Source organism: Stappia sp. P2PMeth1 (genome assembly GCF_900185735.1).
Classification (GTDB): domain Bacteria; phylum Pseudomonadota; class Alphaproteobacteria; order Rhizobiales; family Stappiaceae; genus Stappia.
Genome location: NZ_FYAW01000010.1, coordinates 69,718 through 90,161, shown reverse-complemented (window position 1 = coordinate 90,161; position 20,444 = coordinate 69,718). Strand labels below are relative to the sequence as shown.

Annotated in this window: 20 protein-coding genes; 16 read left to right on the top strand and 4 right to left on the bottom strand. The window is 66.6% G+C overall.

All coding sequences use genetic code 11. The annotated features are described in order from the left end of the window. Positions 1 to 78: 78 nt before the first annotated feature. Positions 79 to 999: an MBL fold metallo-hydrolase gene (locus P2PM1_RS05590; RefSeq protein WP_186394938.1), complete on the bottom strand. Its 921-nt coding sequence runs from the start codon at positions 997 to 999 to the stop codon at positions 79 to 81. A 345-nt stretch (positions 1,000 to 1,344) separates the two neighbouring features. On the opposite strand from P2PM1_RS05590, the gene P2PM1_RS05585 reads away from it, so the two are divergent. The 6 genes from P2PM1_RS05585 (at position 1,345) to P2PM1_RS05560 (ending at position 7,050) form a co-directional block, all read left to right on the top strand. Then, positions 1,345 to 2,463 carry an extracellular solute-binding protein gene (locus P2PM1_RS05585; RefSeq protein ID WP_186386872.1) on the top strand — a complete coding sequence of 373 codons (1,119 nt, stop codon included), beginning with the start codon at positions 1,345 to 1,347 and terminating at the stop codon, positions 2,461 to 2,463. 91 nt (positions 2,464 to 2,554) lie between these two features. Beyond that, a complete protein-coding gene (locus tag P2PM1_RS05580; RefSeq protein WP_186386871.1) occupies positions 2,555 to 3,652 on the top strand; it encodes an ABC transporter ATP-binding protein in 1,098 nt (365 codons plus the stop codon). After that, the gene (locus P2PM1_RS25370; RefSeq protein ID WP_244301420.1) at positions 3,645 to 4,952 is read left to right on the top strand and encodes an ABC transporter permease; all 1,308 of its coding nucleotides are present in this window, start codon (positions 3,645 to 3,647) and stop codon (positions 4,950 to 4,952) included. Before P2PM1_RS05580 ends, P2PM1_RS25370 begins: the two co-directional genes overlap by 8 nt. Next, positions 4,949 to 5,794 (top strand): ABC transporter permease, encoded by an 846-nt coding sequence (locus tag P2PM1_RS05570; protein WP_186386869.1) that lies wholly within the window; start codon positions 4,949 to 4,951, stop codon positions 5,792 to 5,794. The genes P2PM1_RS25370 and P2PM1_RS05570 overlap by 4 nt, the downstream gene beginning before the upstream one ends. A gap of 63 nt (positions 5,795 to 5,857) precedes the next feature. Then, positions 5,858 to 6,343 (top strand): SRPBCC family protein, encoded by a 486-nt coding sequence (locus P2PM1_RS05565; protein ID WP_186386868.1) that lies wholly within the window; start codon positions 5,858 to 5,860, stop codon positions 6,341 to 6,343. Further along, the gene (locus tag P2PM1_RS05560; RefSeq protein ID WP_186394937.1) at positions 6,340 to 7,050 is read left to right on the top strand and encodes a hypothetical protein; all 711 of its coding nucleotides are present in this window, start codon (positions 6,340 to 6,342) and stop codon (positions 7,048 to 7,050) included. Before P2PM1_RS05565 ends, P2PM1_RS05560 begins: the two co-directional genes overlap by 4 nt. Positions 7,051 to 7,055: 5 nt before the next feature. Here the strand turns inward: P2PM1_RS05560 and P2PM1_RS05555 are convergent, their stop codons facing one another. Further along, the gene (locus P2PM1_RS05555) at positions 7,056 to 7,670 is read right to left on the bottom strand and encodes a tetratricopeptide repeat protein (RefSeq protein WP_186398445.1); all 615 of its coding nucleotides are present in this window, start codon (positions 7,668 to 7,670) and stop codon (positions 7,056 to 7,058) included. Between the two features lie 266 nt (positions 7,671 to 7,936). Here P2PM1_RS05555 and P2PM1_RS05550 point away from each other — a divergent pair, with 266 nt between their 5' ends. The 7 genes from P2PM1_RS05550 (at position 7,937) to phoB (ending at position 15,734) form a co-directional block, all read left to right on the top strand. After that, on the top strand, positions 7,937 to 9,349 hold the full coding sequence (locus P2PM1_RS05550; RefSeq protein ID WP_186398444.1) for an ATP-binding protein: 1,413 nt from the start codon (positions 7,937 to 7,939) through the stop codon (positions 9,347 to 9,349). 109 nt (positions 9,350 to 9,458) lie between these two features. Continuing rightward, positions 9,459 to 10,493 (top strand): substrate-binding domain-containing protein, encoded by a 1,035-nt coding sequence (locus P2PM1_RS05545; protein WP_186398443.1) that lies wholly within the window; start codon positions 9,459 to 9,461, stop codon positions 10,491 to 10,493. 75 nt (positions 10,494 to 10,568) lie between these two features. Beyond that, positions 10,569 to 11,942, top strand: coding sequence for a phosphate ABC transporter permease subunit PstC (pstC, locus tag P2PM1_RS05540; protein ID WP_186398442.1), 1,374 nt, complete (start codon positions 10,569 to 10,571; stop codon positions 11,940 to 11,942). Next, complete coding sequence (gene pstA, locus P2PM1_RS05535) at positions 11,942 to 13,246, top strand: phosphate ABC transporter permease PstA (protein WP_186398441.1); 1,305 nt, start codon at positions 11,942 to 11,944, stop codon at positions 13,244 to 13,246. Before pstC ends, pstA begins: the two co-directional genes overlap by 1 nt. Positions 13,247 to 13,323: 77 nt before the next feature. Further along, entirely contained in the window at positions 13,324 to 14,100 is a 777-nt protein-coding gene (gene pstB, locus P2PM1_RS05530) for a phosphate ABC transporter ATP-binding protein PstB (protein ID WP_244301424.1), read from the top strand. A 91-nt stretch (positions 14,101 to 14,191) separates the two neighbouring features. Next, a complete protein-coding gene (gene phoU, locus P2PM1_RS05525; protein ID WP_186386860.1) occupies positions 14,192 to 14,902 on the top strand; it encodes a phosphate signaling complex protein PhoU in 711 nt (236 codons plus the stop codon). Positions 14,903 to 15,035: 133 nt separating this feature from the next. Continuing rightward, complete coding sequence (gene phoB, locus P2PM1_RS05520; protein ID WP_186386859.1) at positions 15,036 to 15,734, top strand: phosphate regulon transcriptional regulator PhoB; 699 nt, start codon at positions 15,036 to 15,038, stop codon at positions 15,732 to 15,734. 157 nt (positions 15,735 to 15,891) lie between these two features. Here phoB and P2PM1_RS05515 read toward each other — a convergent pair whose 3' ends face one another. Next, positions 15,892 to 16,434, bottom strand: coding sequence for a GcrA family cell cycle regulator (locus P2PM1_RS05515; RefSeq protein WP_186386858.1), 543 nt, complete (start codon positions 16,432 to 16,434; stop codon positions 15,892 to 15,894). A 488-nt stretch (positions 16,435 to 16,922) separates the two neighbouring features. Here P2PM1_RS05515 and P2PM1_RS05510 point away from each other — a divergent pair, with 488 nt between their 5' ends. From P2PM1_RS05510 to P2PM1_RS05500, 3 genes are read left to right on the top strand one after another with little or no spacing between them, the layout of a single operon-like run. Further along, positions 16,923 to 18,122: an aspartate aminotransferase family protein gene (locus P2PM1_RS05510; RefSeq protein WP_186398439.1), complete on the top strand. Its 1,200-nt coding sequence runs from the start codon at positions 16,923 to 16,925 to the stop codon at positions 18,120 to 18,122. After that, positions 18,122 to 19,054: an ornithine carbamoyltransferase gene (gene argF / locus P2PM1_RS05505; protein ID WP_186398438.1), complete on the top strand. Its 933-nt coding sequence runs from the start codon at positions 18,122 to 18,124 to the stop codon at positions 19,052 to 19,054. Before P2PM1_RS05510 ends, argF begins: the two co-directional genes overlap by 1 nt. Positions 19,055 to 19,061: 7 nt before the next feature. Beyond that, positions 19,062 to 20,051 (top strand): Hsp33 family molecular chaperone, encoded by a 990-nt coding sequence (locus tag P2PM1_RS05500; protein ID WP_186386855.1) that lies wholly within the window; start codon positions 19,062 to 19,064, stop codon positions 20,049 to 20,051. Positions 20,052 to 20,060: 9 nt separating this feature from the next. Here P2PM1_RS05500 and P2PM1_RS05495 read toward each other — a convergent pair whose 3' ends face one another. Further along, complete coding sequence (locus P2PM1_RS05495) at positions 20,061 to 20,363, bottom strand: hypothetical protein (protein ID WP_186398437.1); 303 nt, start codon at positions 20,361 to 20,363, stop codon at positions 20,061 to 20,063. Positions 20,364 to 20,444 lie beyond the last annotated feature (81 nt).

Below are 20,444 nucleotides of genomic sequence, written 5' to 3'. Positions count from 1 at the left end.
CCGCGTTTCGCCGTCACATGCCATGTTCCCGGCTGCCCGTCAAAGGAGATGGCGCGTGGCACCCGTTTCGGATGTTCGTCAGGCGAGTTCCAGGCGGCTTGCCAGCGTCAAGGTCGGACTTTGGCCGGGCGCCAGGCCGACCAGCCCGCGCTCGATCAGCCATTCGACCTGGGCGAGCACCGACAGCGCCGCCGCCCCGTGCAGCGCGCGGTCGACATCGGCATAGATCCTCGCCACCATCTCCGGGATCGTCCGGTCGCCGGCGGTGAGCCGGTCGAGGATCGCCGTCTCCCGCGCCTGCCGATGGGCGATGAGCCCCGCGATATACTCTGCCGGAGCGGTCACGGCTCCGCCATGCCCCGGTAGATAGACGCTGTCGTCGCGCTGCGAAAGCCGCGCCAGCGAGGCCATGTAGGCGCTCATCGAGCCGTCCGGCGGCGCGACGATCGAGGTCGACCACGCCATGACGTGATCGGCGGAGAAGAGCACATTGCCGTCGTTGAGCGCAAAGGCGAGATGGTTGGCCGTATGGCCGGGCGTTTCCACCGCGGTCAGGGTGAGGCCGTCAATGGTGAGGCTGTCGCCGTCGCGCAATTCGCGGTCGGGGACGTGGTCGGCATCGGCGCTGGCGTCGAGCGGATTGGTCTCGCCCGGCTGGAGGGCGCGGGCTGCCCGGTGCCGACCGCAGCCGACGATCGGCGCCCCGGTCATCTCCTGCAGCAGCCTTGCGCCGGGGGAATGGTCGACATGGGTGTGCGACACCAGGATGGCGGCGAGCCTGTCCTTGCCGACGGCGTTGAGAAGCAGCCTCGCGTGAGTGGGGTCGACGGGGCCGGGATCGAGCACTGCCACCTCGTCGCGCCCGATCAGGTAGGTATTCGTTCCGTGCCAGGTGAAAGGACCGCGATTGGGCGCGGTCGCGCGTCGCACAGCCGACGATATCTCGACGATTTCGCCATGTCGCGGATCGAAATTCCGGTCGTGTCGCAGGGAAACCATCGCTTTTCAGGCTCCGCTTCTGACTTTCGGATTTGCCTATACGAAAAGGCCGGCAAGCCGCAAGTGGGCCGCTGCTTCGCCATTGCTCCACAGCCGGCTAATCTTTCGGTTGAAAGATCATATCCGCACCAATAACGTCTGCCTTACATGCGAGGGACGCTCTTGCTGGAGATTGCCGCGAGGGGAGGCCGTTCCGGTCCTGTCGCGCCGGCCAGCCGGCGGATGCCGTACCCTTCCGTGTCATACTAACGTTGTCAAACTGACCTATGGCCGAGCGAGCGATGCGGGGAGGAGACCCGCCGATCCGTCGCCGCTCGCAAGACCAATGTAACGGAGAGGTCCGACATGTCCATTTCCCGCCGTTCGGTGCTCAAGGGCTCCGCAGCCGCATCGACCCTGCTTGCCGCCCCGGCCATCCTCAAGGCCGGCGACGCGCTGGCCTCGTCCGGCCAGGTGAACGTCTTCGCCTGGGGCGACTACATCCAGCAGAACATGATCGACAAATTCCAGGGCGACACCGGCATCAAGGTGAACCTCTCGACCTATGGCTCCAACGACGAGGCGGAGCAGAAGCTGCGCGCCGCCGGCGGCAAGGGCTTCGACGTCATCTTCCCGTCGATCACCAACGGCAACAACTACTATCCGGACGGCCTGCTGCAGCCGCTCGACGAGAGCAAGCTCGAGCTCGACAAGCTGATCCCGTCCATGCTGCGTGACAGCGTCCAGCTCGGCGGCACCTATCGCGGCAAGCGCATGCTGCTGCCGTTCAACTGGGGCACCGAGGCGATCACCCTCGACAGCACCCAGTTCAATGCCGACGACGTGTCCTACGGCACCATGTGGTCGCCGGAAGCCGCCGGCAAGGCCGCCTTCCGCCAGAAGTCGGTGATCATGGGTGTCGGCCTCTATCTCGACGCGATCGGCGAGGTGAAGTCCGACCGCATGCTCGACGTCTACAAGACCGAGGATGAGGCCCGCCGCGTGTGGGATGCCTGCGCCAAGTTCATCATCGAGCGCAAGGCCAACATCGCCGCGTTCTGGAACAATGCCACCGAGGCGACGAACGCCTTCAAGCAGGCCGGCGCCACCATCGGCCAGACCTGGGACACCACCGGTCTCCTGCTGAACCGGGAAGACGCCAAGTGGAAGTACCGCATGCCGAAGGAAGGCGGCATCACCTGGATGGACTCCATGGGCATTCCGTCGGGCTCCGAGAACCTGGAGCAGGCCTACGCCTTCCTCAACGCCATGCTGGACCCGGAGATGGCCGGCCTTCTGGCAGGCAACACCGGCTACAACTCTGCCGTGACCGGCGCTGCCGACTACGCGGGCGACAACTACAAGGCCCAGTTCGCCGACGTCTACAATGCCGAGAACCTGGCCAACCTGTGGTGGTGGCAGGCCGACACGCCGTGGTTCGCCACGCTGCGTGAGGAGTATGTGGACAAGATCACCAACGCCTGAGGCGTTTGGACCCGGCGGATCGCGGCGCGTGCCGCGATCCGCTTTTCTTTCCGGCCGAACGCTGCCGGATCGCGTGCCAGATGAGGGGCAAATGCACGGACAAGACGTCGTCCTTGACGGGGTATCGATGCGCTTCGGCGATTTTACCGCCGTTCAGCCGACCGACCTGACGATCAATGCCGGGGAGTTCTTCTCCATTCTCGGCCCCTCGGGCTGCGGCAAGACCACGATCCTGCGGATGATCTCCGGCTTTCTCGACCCTTCGGCCGGCGACGTGCGCATCGGCGGGACGAGCATGGCCGGCATCCGCCCCAACGCCCGGCCGACCGCGCTGATCTTCCAGAACCTTGCGCTCTTCCCCCTCATGAGCGTGTGGGAGAACGTCGCCTTCGGCCTGGAGGCGCGAGGCGTGCCGAAGAAGGTCCGTCGCCAGCGGGCCGAGGAATTGCTGGCCATGGTCGCGCTCACCGGCCAGGGCGAGAAGAAGCCGACGGAGCTGTCCGGCGGCCAGCGCCAGCGCGTCGCGATTGCCCGTGCGCTGGCGGTCGAGCCGGCGGTGCTGCTGCTCGACGAGCCGCTGTCCGCTCTCGATCTCAAGCTGCGCCAGCACATGCGCAGCGAGCTCAAGGACCTGCAGCGCAAGACCGGCGTCACCTTCATCTACATCACCCATGACCAGGGCGAGGCGCTCACCATGTCCGACCGGGTGGCGGTGATGAACCGCGGCGTGGTCGAGCAGGTCGCCTCCTCAGACGAGATCTACAATCAGCCGGGAACGCCCTTCGTCGCCAGCTTCGTCGGGGAACAGAACGTCTTCCGTGGCAAGCTTTCCGGGCTCGACGGCGAGATTGCCCGGGTCGACACGCCGCAGGGCGAGATGCTGGCGCGTCTGCGCGGGCGCGCCGGTGTCGGCGACGAGGTCATGATCTTCGTGCGCCCCGAGCGGGTGGGCCTTGGCGGTACCGGGACCGACGATGCGCCGCGCAACCGACTGCGCGCCACCATCGAGCGCCGCGATCTGGAAGGGCCTTTCGTCAACCTGCATTGCCGTGCCGGCGACGCGCCGGTGACGGTGCATCTGCCGAATTCGGGCGACACGGCCTCTTCGCTGGCATCCGGCGAGACGGATCTTGCCTTCCGGCCCTCGGACGCGATCGTCATGCCGGTGGGGGATCTCGCCCGTGAATAGTCTGGTCAAGAGCTATGGCAAAGGCCTGACCGGGATCTTCCTGGCGCTCACCGCCGTTTGGATCGCCCTGCTGATCGTGCTGCCGCAGGCGCGCATGATCGAGCGCGCCTTCACCTATGTCGACCGGTCGGGCGATGCGGCGACCCTGTCGCTGGAGATCGACCGTGCCTATACCCGCGTCTTCGACATCGACACGGATCTGCGCGATCTGCGGGCCCAGCTTCAGGCTGGACAAGAGGCTGGACAAGAGGCTGGACAGGCGGCGGACGGAGCTCCGGCAGGCGGTCTGCCGTCGCCGTCGCTGGTTCCCTCGCCATCCCTGACCCCGTCTCCCTCTTTGACGCCCTCACCCTCGCTGACGCCGTCTCCCTCGCTACCCTCGCCCGCGGCGCCGTCACCAGGCGTCGCCCCGAGCCCCTTCGCGCCGCCGCAACAGGCTGCGCTGCCGCTTGAGGAGGTCGAGGGCCGCATTGTCGCGCTGGAGGAGGAGAAGGCCGGCCTGCAGGGGCGCATTGCCGAACTGGAGGCGATCGAGGCCGAGACGACCAAGACGGCTGGCATCAGCGAGAGCTATTCGGCCAAGAATTTCACCAATATGAGCGAGCTGCACTTTCGCATCTTTCTCTCGACGATCTTTTACGCGCTCTGCGTGACGCTGCTCTCCTTCGTCGTGTGCTATCCGGTCGCCTATGCGGCCGCGACGGCGAAAAGCGCCAACAAGGTGGCGCTGATGATGCTCGGCCTCATCATTCCTTACGCGATCAACGAACTGCTGCGGATCTTCTCCTGGGTGATGATCCTGGAGAAGCAGGGCATCCTCAACGGCGTTCTCGATGCCCTCGGCCTGATCGACATGCAGGCGGGAGAGGGCATCCGCTTCGTCGCCTCCAACGGCGCCGTCTTCACCGTGATGGTCTATGCCTATGTGCTCTTCATGGTGTTCCCGATCTACAACACCATCGAAACGCTGGACAAGAACCAGATCGAGGCGGCGCGGGATCTTGGCAGTTCCACCTGGCGCATCCACTGGCGCGTGGTGCTGCCCCATGCCAAGCCCGGCATCGCCGTCGGCGCGATCATGACCTTCATGCTGTCCGCCGGATCGATCGCCGTGCCGGAGATCGTCGGTCGCGGCCTGCATCCGGACTGGTTCGCGCAGGTGATCTACCGCCGCTTCTTCGAGGCGGGCTCGTGGAACGAGGGTGCGGCCTATTCGCTGGCCCTGCTCGTCGCCTGTATCGCCTTCATCCTCGTCAACATGGCCGTCTTCCGCGTCGGCATCAGGGATATCGCGAAATGACGGTCATCACCGCAGAGCAGATCGCAGCGGGTGCCGCCCCGCGCCGGCGCCGGATCCGGGACTGGTCCGACGCGGTGCTCTCCGGCTACCTGCTGCTGTTCTTCGCCTATATGTTCCTGCCGCTGATGTTCATGGTCGCGGCCGCGTTCAACGCCAACCCGACCCCCTCCGTCACCGACTGGCAGGGCTTCACGCTGAAATGGTTTCAGGCGCTGCCGCGTGATGCCCGGTTCGTGCAAGGACTGCTGCACTCGCTGGCGATCGCCGGCGGCGTGATCGTCATCTCGATTCCGCTCGGCCTTGCCGGCGCGCTGATCCTGACGCGGCTGCAGTCGCGGGCCTCGACCCTGCTCTACACGGTGCTGGTCTCGCCGATCCTCACCCCCGGCATCGTGCTTGGCGCCACCACCATGATCTTCTGGCGCGATGCTTTCGGCATGGAGGCGGGGCTGTTCACTGCGGCCATCGCGCAGGCCGCCTTCATCGCCTCCTATTGCATGCTGATGTTCATGGCGCGCCTGCAGCGGCAGGACCGCGCGCTGGAGGAAGCGGCGCTCGACCTCGGCGCCTCCTCGGTCTTCGTCTTCCGCCGCATCACGCTGCCGTTCCTCATGCCGACGATGCTGACGGCGGCGCTGATCTCCTTCCTGCAGTCGATCGAGAACTACAACACCACCTTCTTCGCGATCGGTTCCAGTTGGACGCTCGTCACCGAGATCGGCGCGCGCATGCGCTTCGGCCTGTCGCCGATGATCAACGTCATCGGCGTGATCTTCGTCGTCATCACCGTCGTATCGGCCACCATCTGGGTTCTGGCGAGGCGTCGCGGCGGCAACGGTTGACGGCCCGGCCGGTCGGCTGCGACCTTCAGGGTCTTCGTTCCGGCGACTGATTCGGGAGCTGACATGTCCGAAACGGACGGTTCCATCGTCTTCGTTCGCACGCTGCCGCTGGCACGCGAGGCGGCCTTCGATCTGCTTGTCGACCGCATCGGCGAGTGGTGGCCCTGGCAGCGCACATTTTCCCGCGATCCGGCGGCCGACCTTTCGATCGAGCCGATGGCGGGCGGTGCCTGCACCGAGCAGACGCCCGGCGGTCCGCGCCGGGTCTGGGGCACGGTCCTGTCGATCGAGCCGCCGCTCTATCTGCGTCTCGCCTGGCAGATTTCGCCGGACGGCGAGCCGGTGGCGGATCCCGCCGCTGCCAGCCGCGTGATGATCGAGTTTCGCCAGGCGGCCGAGGGCACCCGCATCGAACTGACCCATGGCGACTTCCTGCGCCATGGCGAGGCCGGCATCGCCTATCGCGAGGCGATGGCGTCACCCGAAGGCTGGCCTGCCTGTCTCGACGCGCTGGAGGCCGCCGCCCGAAACCGTCCGGCACGGCGATGAGGCTCTCGTTCCGCTGTCTGCCGGAACTGGTCGGCCATGTGCCGGAGCCGGTGCCGGCGCGCGCCGGCTTTCCCGACTGGCTGAAGGCGGTGCCGTCCGTGGTCGCGAGCGAGTTTCTCGGCGGGGCGCAGGTCCGCACCCTCAAGCACTGTCCGCCGCTGATCGATGCGCTGGCGCTGGGGGTGATGTTCCGCCTGGCCGCCGATCTCCACGTCGCTGACGGCGAGATCTCCTGGGACTGGTCGCCGCCGGTGGCGGAAGGGGCGCGCCAGACCCGCTCGCCCATCGGCCTGCATGTGCCGGAACAGGCCGCAGGTGTGCCCTTCGGTCTGCCGGACGGGCAATTTGTGGTGAAGTTCACGAATTTCTGGACGGTCGAGGCGCCCGAGGGCGTCTCCCTGCTCTTCACCCATCCGCTCAACCGCGAGGACCTGCCCTTCCGCACTCTTGCCGGTCTTGTCGACTGCGATCGCTACCGGGACGGCTTCGTGCATTTCCCGGCGATCTGGCGCGATGCCGGCTTTTCCGGACGCCTGCCTGCCGGCACGCCGGTGGCCCAGGCCTTCCCGATCCGCCGCGAGGCGCTGGACCTCGACATCCGCGCCATGGACCGGAACGAGCTTGACCGGCACCTGCAGGTGCAGGACGGGCTTCAGGATGATCCGGGTCTCTATCGCAAGAGCTTCCGCGCGCCGCGCGACAGGTGAGGGGCTCAGCCGGCCTCGTCGACGCGCACCGTTCCGGTCAGGGCAAGGCCCGACAGCGGAATTTTGCCGCGCGGCCCCTGGCTCATCGCCTTGAGGAGGCGCGGCCGTTCGGCCGGCAGTTCGGCGAAGAGGGTTCTGAGTTTCGCCGCGGCCTCCGCCCGTCCCTGGCGCAGTCCCGCCTCCGCCAGGCCGATCTCCGCGTCGCGGTCGCCGGGTCGCAGGGCAAGGACCCGGGCAAAGGCCGCTTCCGCCTCGCCGGCCGCGTCGCGGCGCAGGCGCAGCCGGGCAAGGTTCAGCCAGCCGTCGGCATCGTCCGGCGCCTTCTCCAGATAGGCGGAAAAGCCGGCCTCCGCCGCCTCCCGGCGGCCGGCATCCATTGCCGCCGCCGCTCGCTCGAACAGGGCGTTGAGATGGCCGGGAGAGACCTTCAGCGCCGCGCCGAAGGCATCGTCGGCGGCATCCGGATCGCCGAGCCGGCGCAGGACGAGGCCCAGGTTGTAATGCAGCGAGGCATTGCCCGGATCCGCCCGCACCAGGCGCTTGAGCGCCTTGCGGGCCGTCTCCCAGTCCTGCATCGCCAGTGCCTGGGGCAGCCGTTCAGCCGCCTGAGCCGGGGTCATGGCAAAGCCTCCCTCGCGCATCGCGCCGTCCGTCGGCGCGTCTGCCTGCATCCAGGCAGATAGCATTCCCGCCGGTCCCCGTGAAGCAGCCGGCTGCGATTGTTTCCCGTCTTCGACTTCTGGCTTCGGTTTCCGTCTTGGGCCTGTCATATGGGCCATGCTATGGAAGTCCTCCCGCTTTCCCGGCCTTTCCGCTCCGCGTCTGCCGCGCCGCCCCGCGGACGGACAGGCCGTTGGGAAACCCGACAGGATCGACGGCGACAGGAATGAGCGACGACACCACAGAGCGCCCTGCGGCGCGTCCGGGCCTGCGCAGCCGGCTTCGCGAGCGCGTCGCCGAGCAGCGCTGGGTGTTGTTCGCCGTCGTCGCGGTGGCGCTGCTCGCCGTCCTCGTGGCCGGGGTGCCGGCGCTGATGGTCGCCGCCGGGGCGATTCCGGTTCTCCTTGCGGCCCTCATTCCCCCCACCCGCCGTCTGCTCGTCACCCGTCGCCGGAGGGAAGCCCGGGCGCTGACCCCCTGGCCCGAGACCGGCATGAAGCAGCTCGCCGACGCGCTGCCGAACCCGTGCTTCATCGTCGACCGGCGCGGCATCACCCGCTATGTCAACCGCGCTGCAAGGGTGCGCTTCGGCGACCCGCTGCCGGGCGATCCGCTGTCGCTGCGCCTGCGCGTGCCGGTGCTGCTGGAAGCGCTCGACAAGGTCATGGCCGGCGGCCCGGCCCAGCGGATCGAGTGGAGCGAGCGGGTTCCGACGGAAAGCTGGCTCGAGGCCTATGTGACGCCGATCGCCGAGCCGGCGGCGGCGCCCGGCGAGGCGCCACGCGCCGGCGCCGCCGGCGGAGCAGGGCGCTTCGTTCTCGTCACCTTGCAGGACCTGACCGAGCAGCGCCGGCTGGAGCGAATGCGGGCCGACTTCGTCGCCAATGCCAGCCATGAGCTGCGCACACCGCTCGCCTCGCTTACCGGCTTCGTCGAGACGCTGCAGGGCCCGGCGCGCGATGATCCGGTCGCCCGTGATCGGTTCCTCGGCATCATGCTGCAGCAGGGCGACCGCATGCGTCGGCTGATCGACGACCTCCTGTCGCTGTCGCGCATCGAACTGAAGGCCCACGTCCAGCCGGAGACCGTGCTCGACCTCGTCCCCCTGTTGCGGCATGCCTGCGACGCCTTGAAGCCTGTTGCCGATGAGGCCGGCGTCGTTCTCGACATCGAGACGCCGCCGGCACTCTGCCTGGTCCGGGCGGATCGGGACGAACTGATCGAGGTGATCGAGAATCTCGTCGAGAACGCCATCAAGTATGGCGCCAGCGGCAAGCGGGTGGAAATCCGCCTGGTGCCGGTCCCGCCGGCGGGCGGGGAGGCGTCGCGCGGGCCTGGAACCTTTGTCCTCAGCGTGCGCGACTTCGGTCCCGGCATCGCGGCGGAGCACCTCCCGCGCCTGACCGAGCGCTTCTACCGGGTGGATGCGTCGCGTAGCCGGGAAACCAGGGGCACAGGCCTCGGCCTTGCCATCGTCAAGCACATCCTGACCCGGCACAAGGCGCGGCTCGAGATCGACAGTACCCCGGGCGAGGGCGCGACCTTCACCGTTAGGTTTCCTGTCGCAAAAGACGCCACTTTGACTGTTTTCGAGAAAAAAGACGTTTTAAGTCAAGGTCTTGAATTGTCACAAAAGTGATACCTGATCTTCATATAAGCATCACGGGCCAGGACTAGGGTGCCCTCGACCTCGCGGGAATAAGTCTGCGGGGTAACGTGAGAAATCCTGAAATCCAGGGAGAGGTCAGGTGAACATCAAAGCTCTTCTCAGCGCGACCGCGGTCGCTTCGGTCGCCTTCACCGGCGCCGCCATCGCTCGCGATCAGGTCAAGGTCGTCGGTTCCTCCACCGTGTTCCCCTACACCCAGGGTGTTGCCGAGGAATACGCCAACAAGACCGGCTCGGCCGCTCCCGTCCTGGAGTCGACTGGCACCGGTGGCGGCTTCAAGATCTTCTGCGGCGGCATCGGTCCCGATTTCCCGGACATGACTGGTGCTTCCCGTGCCATCACGGACAGCGAGAAGGAGCTCTGCAAGACCAACGGCGTCACCGACGTGACCGAAGTTCTGATCGGTTATGACGGTCTGTCGATCGCCGTGTCTCAGGAAGGCGCGGATCTTTCGCTGACCAACGAGCAGATCTTCAAGGCGCTCGCGGCTGAGCTTCCGGACGGCAATGGCGGTTTCGTCGCCAACCCCAACCAGATGTGGTCGGACATCGACCCGTCGCTGCCGGCGGCCAAGATCGTCGTGTTCGGCCCCCCGCCGACCTCCGGCACCCGTGATGCCTTCGTCGAGCTTTCGATGCATGAGGGCTGCAAGAACCTGCCGGGCATGGCCGATCTCAGGAAGTCCAACCGCGACAAGTGGAACGAGGTCTGCTCGCGCATGCGTCAGGACGGCCCGTTCATCGAGGCCGGCGAGAACGACAACCTGATCGTTCAGCGCCTTCAGGCCGATGCGACGACCCTGGGTATCTTCGGCTACTCGTACCTGTACGAGAACCAGGACACCCTGAAGGCGGTCTCGATCGACGGTGTCGCTCCGTCTCTGGAGGCGATCGGTTCGGGTGAGTACTCCCTGTCGCGTCCGCTTTACAACTACGTGAAGAACGCTCACCGCGGCGTCATTCCGGGTCTGAACGAGTTCCTCGAGGAGTACGTCTCCGAGGACGCCATCGGTGACGGCGGTTACCTCGCCGAGCGTGGCCTCGTGCCGCTTCCGGCGGACCTGCGCGAAAAGACCCGCGCTTCGGTCGCTGCCGGCGAGAGCATCTCGTTCTAATCTGAGAGCGTTGCAAGCGCCCGCGCGGGGACTCCGCGCGGGCATTTTCTTGATCAACCGCAATCGGGGGCGGTGATGGCCGGAACCGTATTTCTCATTCTCTTGGTCCTGGCGGTAGTCGGCTACGTGGCGGGGCTCATCCGCGCCAGACGTGTGCGCGGCACCGCTTATCGCGACTTTCACTCGCTGCCATTTTACCACGGTCTCAACATCGCCATCTGGACCGGTATTCCGGCGTTGATCATTGTCCTGTTCTGGCTGCTTTTTCAGGGCGCGGCGGTAGACCGGATCATTCTCGACAGCATGGGCAATGCCGCTGCGGGACTCGACACCGCGCAGAAGGCGCTTCTGCTGAGCGAGATCAAGCAGGTGGCTGCTGGGCGCATCTTCCGAGAGCCGTCGGGAGACGTCGCGGCTGCGGCCGAGTTTTACAAGGCTGTCATCGCCAACGCCCAGTGGGCCATGCTGGTGGTCGCCGTGTCTGTCGCTCTGGTCGGTCTCGGACTGGGCTACAAGCTGATTTCGGTGCGCTATCGCGCGCGCCACAGTGTCGAGCGTTCGCTGAACGCCTTCATGCTGTTCTGCTCGGTGGTCGCGATCGCAACCACCGCCGGCATCGTCACCTCGCTCCTTTATGAGGCCTACCAGTTCTTCTCCCGCGTTCCTGCGCATGAGTTCTTCTTCGGCCTGAACTGGGAGCCTCAGATCCCCATGCGTGAGGATCAGGTCGCGGGAGCGGGGGCTTTCGGTGCCGTTCCGGTATTCCTCGGCACCCTTGTCATCGCGGTGATCGCCATGGCGGTCGCAACGCCGATCGGCCTGTTCTCCGCGGTCTATCTGACCGAATTCTCCTCCGAACGTGTCCGCGCGGTCGTCAAGCCGCTGCTTGAGATCCTGGCCGGCATCCCGACGGTCGTCTACGGCTTCTTCGCCGTGCTGACTGTCGCACCGGCGTTGCGCAGCCTCGGGGACTGGTTGGGCTTCGGCGTCAGTCCGAATGCCGCGCTGGTCGCGGGCGGCGTGATGGGCATCATGCTCATCCCCTTCATCTCCTCGCTGTCTGACGATGCCTTGACCGCCGTCCCGCGCTCCGTTCGCGATGGGTCCCTGGCGCTGGGGGCAACAAAGGGCGAGACAATCCGCAAGGTGCTGCTGCCGGCCGCGCTTCCCGGCATTGTCGGCGGTGTTCTGCTGGCGCTGTCGCGAGCCATCGGCGAAACCATGATCGTGGTGATGGCGGCAGGTCTGATCGCCACCATGAACGTCAATCCGCTGCAGTCGGTAACCACCGTTACGGTGCAGATCGTTACGCTGCTGATTGGTGACACTTCCTTCGACAATCCGAAGACGCTTGCGGCCTTCGCTCTTGGTCTCGTCCTCTTCGTGATCACCCTGGCACTGAACGTCGTGGCGCTTCGGATCGTCCGCAAATATCGGGAGCAGTACTGATGTCCGTCACGGCTGATACCAACCCGAGCGCTCTGGCCCGGACCCCGGTCAACTGGTCGTCGGACGCGATGCAGGCGCGTCGACGCGCCCGCTACGCTGCCGACACGCGGCTGAAGACCTACGGTCTGACCGCCATTCTCCTTGCCCTCGGCTTTCTGGCGATCCTGTTCACCTCGCTTTTGATGAGCGGCTACAAGGCCTTCGTCCAGACCATGGTGACAGTGGAGATCCGCCTCGATCCTCAGGAGATCGATCGGGCGGACGTGTTCAACGCTCCCTGGCGGAACATTGTCCAGAATGCGCTTGCCGGTCTCAACCCGGAGGTGACCGCCGCGGAGCGCCGCAAGTTCCTCCAGACCTTCACGCCGAACGCGCAGTTCCTCATTCGCGACCGGGTCGTTGCGGATCCTTCGCTGATCGGGCGGACCGTGGCCTTCACCGTGCCGCTGGCCGATCCCTTCGACCAACTGGCAAAGGGCGAGGTCGACCGCTCCCTGCCCGAAAGCCGGCGGCGGGTCGACGACACGCAGATCGGCTGGTTTGACGAACTGAGCGCCCGCGGTGTGATCAGCCAGCCCTTCAACTGGGGCCTGTTCTTCAACGCCGACAGCCGGTTCCCTGAGCTTGCCGGCCTTGCGGGAGCCATCTCCGGCTCGTTCTGGGCGCTTCTCGTCTGCTTCCTGCTGTCGTTCCCGGCCGGTATCGCGGCGGCGATCTACCTTGAGGAATTCGCCCCGAAGAACCGCGTGACGGACTTCATTGAGGTGAACATCAACAATCTCGCAGCCGTGCCCTCGGTGGTTTTCGGTCTCCTTGGTCTTGCGGTCTTCCTGGGGGTTTTCGGCTTGCCGCGCTCGGCGCCGCTGGTCGGTGGCATGGTGCTTGCGTTGATGACCTTGCCGACGATCATCATCGTCACGCGGGCTTCGCTGAAGTCGGTCCCCTCGTCGATCCGCGAGGCCGCGCTCGGTATCGGCGCGTCCAAGCATGAGGCGATCCTGCACCACATCCTGCCGCTGTCGATGCCGACCATTCTGACCGGCACGATCATCGGCCTCGCCCAGGCGCTGGGCGAGACGGCACCCTTGCTGCTGATCGGCATGAACGCCTTCATCACCTCGCCGACCACCGGTGTGCTCGAAGCCTCCACCGCCCTGCCGACGCAGATCTTCATCTGGGCCGACAGCCCCGAGCGCGGCTTCGTTGCCCGCACTTCGGCGGCGATCCTGGTGCTGCTCGGCTTCCTGATCACGATGAACGCAATCGCAATCTTCCTCCGGCAGCGCTTTGAGCGGCGCTGGTGAGCGGGCCTCGAAAGGAAATGACCATGTCCATGGAAACGATGGAAGCCCCGGTGACGGGGTCCGCGGCAGCGGCGCGCATGACCACGCCGGAAGGTGTCGCAGTGAAGATGCGCGGCAAGGACGTGCGGGTGTTCTACGGCGAGAAGCAGGCGCTTTTCGATGTCAATCTCGACATCCGCGAGCGGCATGTGACGGCGCTGATCGGGCCGTCCGGCTGCGGCAAGTCGACCTTCCTGCGCTGCCTCAACCGGATGAACGACACGATCGACATCTGCCGCGTCGAGGGTCTGATCTCGCTCGACCAGCGGGACATCTACGATCCGTCGATCGACGTGGTCGAACTGCGCGCCCGGGTCGGGATGGTGTTCCAGAAGCCGAACCCTTTCCCGAAGTCGATCTACGAGAACATCGCCTACGGGCCGCGCATCCACGGCTTGACCCGCAACAAGGCGGAGCTTGACGAGGTGGTGGCCGTGTCCTTGCAGAAGGCCGGCCTGTGGAACGAGGTGAAGGACCGTCTCGACGAACCGGGCACCGGCCTGTCCGGCGGCCAGCAGCAGCGCCTGTGCATCGCCCGCGCCATCGCGGTCAGCCCCGAGGTCATCCTGATGGACGAGCCCTGTTCGGCGCTCGATCCCATCGCCACCGCCAAGGTGGAGGAACTGATCGACGAGTTGCGCGAGAACTACACGATCGTCATCGTCACCCACTCCATGCAGCAGGCCGCCCGCGTGTCGCAGCGCACGGCCTTCTTCCACCTCGGCAATCTCGTCGAGGAAGGGGCGACGAACGACATCTTCACCAGCCCCCGGGACAAGCGCACCCAGGACTACATCACCGGCCGCTTCGGCTAATCTGGATCTGGTCGAGAACGGGCGGGAGGCTGCGTCCTATGCGGCGCACCCCGCCGGGTGGGGCGACCGCCGCCCCGGATGGAGACGAGACATGAGCGAACATACCGTATCCTCCTTCGACGAGGAACTGAAGGAGATCGCCGGCCGCGTGTCGGAGATGGGCGGCCTTGCCGAGGTCATGCTGAGCGATGCCGTGTCGGCGCTGGTGCGCATGGACAAGGACCTCGCCCGCCGGGTCATCGGCCAGGACAAGCGGGTCGACGTCCTGCAGTTCGAGATCGAGGAGCAGGCGATCCTGATCATCGCCCGCCGCCAGCCGGTCGCCAGCGACCTGCGCGACGTCATCTCGGCGATGCGCATCTCCAACGACCTGGAGCGCGTCGGCGATCTTGCCAAGAACATCGCCAAGCGTGTCATCGCCATCGAGGGGACCTTCGATTCCAAGAAGTTCGCCCTCGGCGTCGAGCACATGACCGAACTGGCCCAGGCGCAGTTGAAGGACGTGCTGGACGCCTATGCCAGCCGCGACAGCGAGGCGGCGGCCGCGGTGCGCGACCGTGACGACGAGGTCGACGCGCTCTACACCTCGATCTTCCGCGAACTCCTCACCTATATGATGGAGGATCCGCGCCAGATTTCGGTCTGCGCCCATCTGCTGTTCTGCGCCAAGAACATCGAGCGGATCGGCGATCACGCCACCAACATCGCCGAGAACGTCATCTACATGTCGACTGGCGTTCTGCCGACCGACGAGCGCCAGAAGGTCGACGAGACCGGCGTCGAAACCGACATCGTGCCCTGACGCGGCTGCGATCGAGACTTGCGCGGGCGATCGGATCGCCCGCTGCTGCTGACAACGAAAGCCGGCAAGGCGGTGCGAGTGAAAAGCCGCACCAAGGCCTTCCGGCCGGGTCGATAGGACAAGGGTAAACATCATGCCGAAGGTCCTGATAGTGGAGGACGAAGAGCCTCTCATCATGATGCTGCGCTACAATCTCGAGGCCGAGGGCTACACGGTCGAGACCTGCATGCGCGGCGACGAGGCCGACCTGCTGCTGCGCGAAAGCCAGCCGGACCTGCTGCTTCTCGACTGGATGTTGCCGGGCCTGTCCGGCATCGAACTGTGCCGCCGTCTGCGCTCGCGCGCCGAGACCGAGCGCCTGCCGGTGATCATGCTCACCGCCCGCGGCGAGGAGCAGGAGCGCATCCGGGGCCTTGCCACCGGCGCCGACGACTATGTGGTCAAGCCGTTCTCGATCCCCGAGCTGATGGCGCGGGTACGCGCCATGCTGCGCCGGGCAAAGCCCGAGGTCGTGTCCTCGCTGCTGCGCGCCGGTGATCTGGAACTCGACCGCGAGACCCACCGGGTGCGCCGCTCCGGCCGCGAGGTTCATCTCGGCCCGACCGAGTTCCGACTGCTTGAATTCCTGATGACCTCGCCCGGCCGCGTCTTCTCGCGCGAACAACTGCTCGACGGGGTCTGGGGCCACGATGTCTATGTCGACGAGCGGACGGTCGACGTCCATGTCGGCCGCCTGCGCAAGGCTATCAATCGCGGCAAGGTGCAGGACCCGATCCGCACCGTGCGTGGTGCCGGCTACGCCTTCAACGACCAGTTCGCCGTCGCCTCCTGAGGCGGGCCACCGATATGGAAGGAGCCGGAGTGCCTGGCACGGCGCTCCGGCGATCCCCGTCGCGGACGCTCCACCGATGCAGACGCGAAAAGGCCCGCCGCGGAAACCGCTGGCGGGCCTTTCTCGTCAGAGCCGCCCCCTGGAGGGGGACGCTGCCTCAGCCGTTGGCGACGTTGCGGTCGCGGCGGCGATCGCTCGCCGGCTGATAGGCGATGCGGCAGTGATAGGGGCAGTAGGGCACGCCCGGGTTCGACGGGTGGCCGCAGAAGTAGAAGTCTTCCTTGGTGGGGTCGCCGATCGGCCATTTGCAGGTCCGCTCGGTCAGCGTCAGGATCGTTGCCCGCTTGGCGATCGGCACCAGTTCGGCGACGGGCTTGGCTTCCGGCGCGGGGGCGGCCACCGGCGCGGCCTCGATCTTCAGCGCGGTGGCGCCGATGGTCTGCGGTGCGGACGGGGCGCCGCCGCCCTGCTGCTGCGCCGCCGACGCGGCCGCCTCCTCGGCGCCGCTCCGGGCCGGCTTGCTGCGTGCCTTCTGGGCGGCCGCCGGCGCCTTGGCACGGCCTGACAGGCCGAGGCGATGCACCTTGCCGATCACCGCATTGCGGGTGACGCCGCCGAGCTCCGCTGCGATCTGGCTGGCGCTCAGTCCATCGGTCCAGAGCTTCTTGAGAAGGTCGACGCGTTCGCTTGTCCAGGACATGCGCTCAACTCCGTGTTGGATCGGGCCCCGACATCTGGTTAATAAAAGGTTATCGGCACACCGTAAGGGGCGCCCCGCTCATCGCCGGATTTTGAGGCTATTGTGAGTCGGATACACGAGATGTCGTATTTCTTGACTGGGAAGCTACAATATGCCGGCTTTCCGGTTCAAGGTGAGGGGGCGATTCACCTGGGGATTGATCCGGTTTTCCCCAGAAAAGGCCGCTTTCGGCCGCGTTGCGGGTGCGCATGCCGCCCGCCAATTCCGTTGACTTTTCCGCGTCCGCGCGGTGTATAACGGGGCTTCCTCGCCGTGCCGCCTCTCGTGGGCGGCATAATTGCTTTCGGGAGCGCCGTCCGCATCCTTCGCAGCCCTTTGCGGCAGCGGGAGGGCAGCGGTTCGCAAGGCATCGCGCGGGGCTCGGGGCGGGTTCGCCCGCCAAGGCATCTCGCCGGTCGATGGGACCGGTCAATGGGAGCAGGAAGGACATGGAAGGCTCATCTCTCTATCAGACCTACAGCCGCGCGAACCTGGAGTTCGTGCGTGGCGAGGGTGTGTGGCTGGAGACTTCCGATGGCCGACGCTTTCTCGATTGCGCCGCCGGCATTGCCGTCAACTCGCTCGGCCATTCCCATTCCGGTCTCGTCAAGGCATTGAAGGACCAGGCCGACAAGCTCTGGCACGTGTCCAACGTCTATGCCATCGAGGGCCAGGAGACGTTCGCGCGCAAGCTGACGCAGGCGACCTTCGCCGACCGCGTGTTCTGCACCAATTCCGGCGCCGAGGCGCTGGAATGCGCGATCAAGACGGCGCGGCGCTACTTCTATGCGAAGGGCGAGCCGGAGCGGATCGACATCATCACCTTCGAGGGCGCCTTCCATGGCCGCACGCTGGCGACCATCGCCGCCGGCGGCCAGGAGAAGTATCTGGAAGGCTTCGGCCCCAAGGCGCCGGGCTTCATCCAGGTGCCGTTCGGCGACCATGAGGCGCTGCTCGCCGCCATCGGCGACACCACCGCCGGCCTGTTGATCGAACCGATCCAGGGCGAGGGCGGCGTACGTCCCGTGCCGACCGAGTACCTGCGCGAGATGCGCCGCCTGTGCGACGAGCACGGCATCCTGCTGATCCTCGACGAGGTGCAGACCGGCGTCGGGCGTACCGGCAAGCTCTTTGCCCATGAATGGGCCGGCATCACGCCGGACATCATGGCGGTTGCCAAGGGCATCGGCGGCGGGTTCCCGCTCGGCGCCTGCCTTGCGACCGAGGAAGCGGCCTCCGGCATGAAGCCGGGCACCCACGGCACCACCTATGGCGGCAATCCGCTGGCCATGGCCGTGGGCAATGCGGTGCTCGACGTGGTGCTGGCCGACGGCTTCCTTGAGAGCGTGCAGAAGAAGGGCCTGCTGCTGAAGCAGAAGCTGGCTGCCGTTGTCGACGGCCATCCGGCGATCTTCGAGGAGATCCGTGGCAAGGGCCTCATGCTCGGCCTCAAGTGCCGGGTCACCAATACCGAGTTGCTGTCGCATTTCCGCGAGGCCGGCGTTCTGGCCGTGGGCGCGGGCGACAATGTCCTGCGCATCATGCCGCCGCTGACCATCACCGAGGCGGAGATCGAGGAGGCGGTGGCCCGCATCGACCGGGCCGCCGGCGCCATGGAAGCCGGGCTCGAACGGGGAGCGGCAGAGTGATGACCATCCAGCCGCGCCACTTCCTCGACCTCACCGACGTCGACGCCAGCGAGCTGCGCTTCATCCTCGACGGCAGCCGCCGCATCAAGCAGGCGCGCGGTCCCGTGCGTGTGTCCGGCGGCGGGCCGCTCGCCGGCCGCGTGCTGGCCATGGTGTTCGAGCAGCCCTCGACCCGCACCCGCATCTCCTTCGATGTCGGCATGCGCGAGCTTGGCGGCGAGACGTTGATGCTCACCGGCGCAGAGATGCAGCTCGGCCGCGGCGAGACGATCGCCGACACCGCGCGCGTGCTGTCGCGCTATGTCGACGCCATCATGATCCGCATCCTTGACCATGATGCGCTGACGGAACTCGCCGAATACGCCACCGTCCCGGTGATCAACGGCCTGACCAAGCGCACCCATCCCTGCCAGATCATGGCGGACGTGCTGACCTTCGAGGAGAAGAAGGGCAAGATCGCCGGGCGCAGCGTCGCCTGGACCGGCGACAGCAACAACGTTCTGGCCTCCTGGGTGCATGCGGCGACGAAGCTCGACTTCGCCCTCAACATCGCCACCCCGTCGGAGCTGGCGCCGCCGGCCGACCTCATCGCCGCCGCCCGCAAGGCGGGAGCAGAGATCCGCATCACCGACGATCCGTTCGAGGCGGTGAAGGGTGTCGACTGCGTCGTCACCGACTGCTGGGTCTCCATGGGCGACGACGACGGCGATCGCCACAATCTGCTGCGCCCCTACCAGGTCAACGACCGTCTGATGGCGGAAGCCGACCGGGACGCCATTTTCATGCATTGCCTGCCTGCCCATCGCGGCGAGGAGGTGACGTCGCAGGTGATGGACGGCCCGCAGTCCGTCGTCTTCGACGAGGCGGAAAACCGGCTCCATGCACAAAAGGGCATCCTCGCCTGGTGTCTTGGGGCCCTGCAGAACGCATAGGACCGACATGAGCGTTCAGGACGAACTGGAACGGCTGGGCGTCACCCCGGCCGGGCGCGACGCCGTGCTTCCCTTCGCTGTGGAGCCGCTGGACGTGCGCGGCCGCGCCGTGATGCTCGGCCCGGTGCTGGACCGCATCCTGGAGCGCCATGCCTATCCGGCATCGGTCTCGCGCCTGCTCGGCGAGGCGGCGACGCTCGTCGCCCTGCTTGGCACCTCGCTGAAGTTCGACGGCCGCTTCACCCTGCAGACCACCACCGACGGCCCGGTTTCCATGCTGGTCGTCGATTTCCAGACGCCAGACGGCTTGCGCGCCTGCGCCCAGTTCGACGCGGAGGCAGTGGCGGCGGCGGAGGCGGCCGGGCGCACCGACACGCCCTCGCTGCTCGGCCATGGCCATCTCGCCATGACGGTCGATCAGGGCGCCGCGATGAATCGCTATCAGGGCATCGTCGCGCTGGACGGCATCACGCTGGAGGAGGTGGCGCATCGCTACTTCGCCCAGTCGGAGCAGATCCCGACCGTGGTGCGCCTTGCCGTCGGCGAGGTTCTCGACCGCCGGGCCGGCGACAAGCCCCGCCACTCCTGGCTGGCCGGCGGCGTGCTGGCCCAGTTCCTGCCCGAGGCGCCGGAGCGCATGCGCCAGGCCGACCTGCCGCCGGGCGATGCGCCGGAGGGCGCGATGGAACACGAGTTCGAGGAAGACGACGCCTGGCGCGAGGCCCGCGCCCTGGTCGAGACCCTGCGCGACGACGAACTCGGCGATCCGGATATGACCGCCGAGCGGCTGCTGTTCCGCCTGTTCCACGAGCGCGGTGTGCGCGTCTTCGCGCCGCAGCCGCTCGCCGACCGCTGCCGCTGCTCCGACGAACGCATCCGGGCCATGCTCAAGGGATTCACCCTGGAGGAGCGCGACGACATGACCGTCGGCGGTCGCATCGAGGTGACCTGCCGCTTCTGCAACACCCGCTACGACTACAGCCCCGGCGAGTTCTGAGCTCTCGCGTCAGTCGTCCTTGGGCACGGTCTGAGTGCCCGACGCCAGATCGGCAGTACCGGAGCCGACATCGGGCGTGCCCGACCCCACGTCCGGCGTGCCGGATCCGATATCGGGCGTGCCGGAACCGATGTCGGGTGTGCCGCTCGCCGGTGGCGGCGGGGGAGGAGGCGGCGGATCCGGGTAAAGGATGGGATCGGGACCGACCGGATTCATCCAGCCGAGCGCGACTTCCGGTACGGATGTATCAGTGATCACGGGCGGCGTGCTTGTGTCCGGGTTGTCGGGTTCGTTTTCGGGCTGGGACGTCATGACTGGCTGAACTCCCTGCTGCAGATCCCCTTAAGATTGCGGGATCAGCGTGGCACACCTCGAACGGGCGGGTGTTGACGT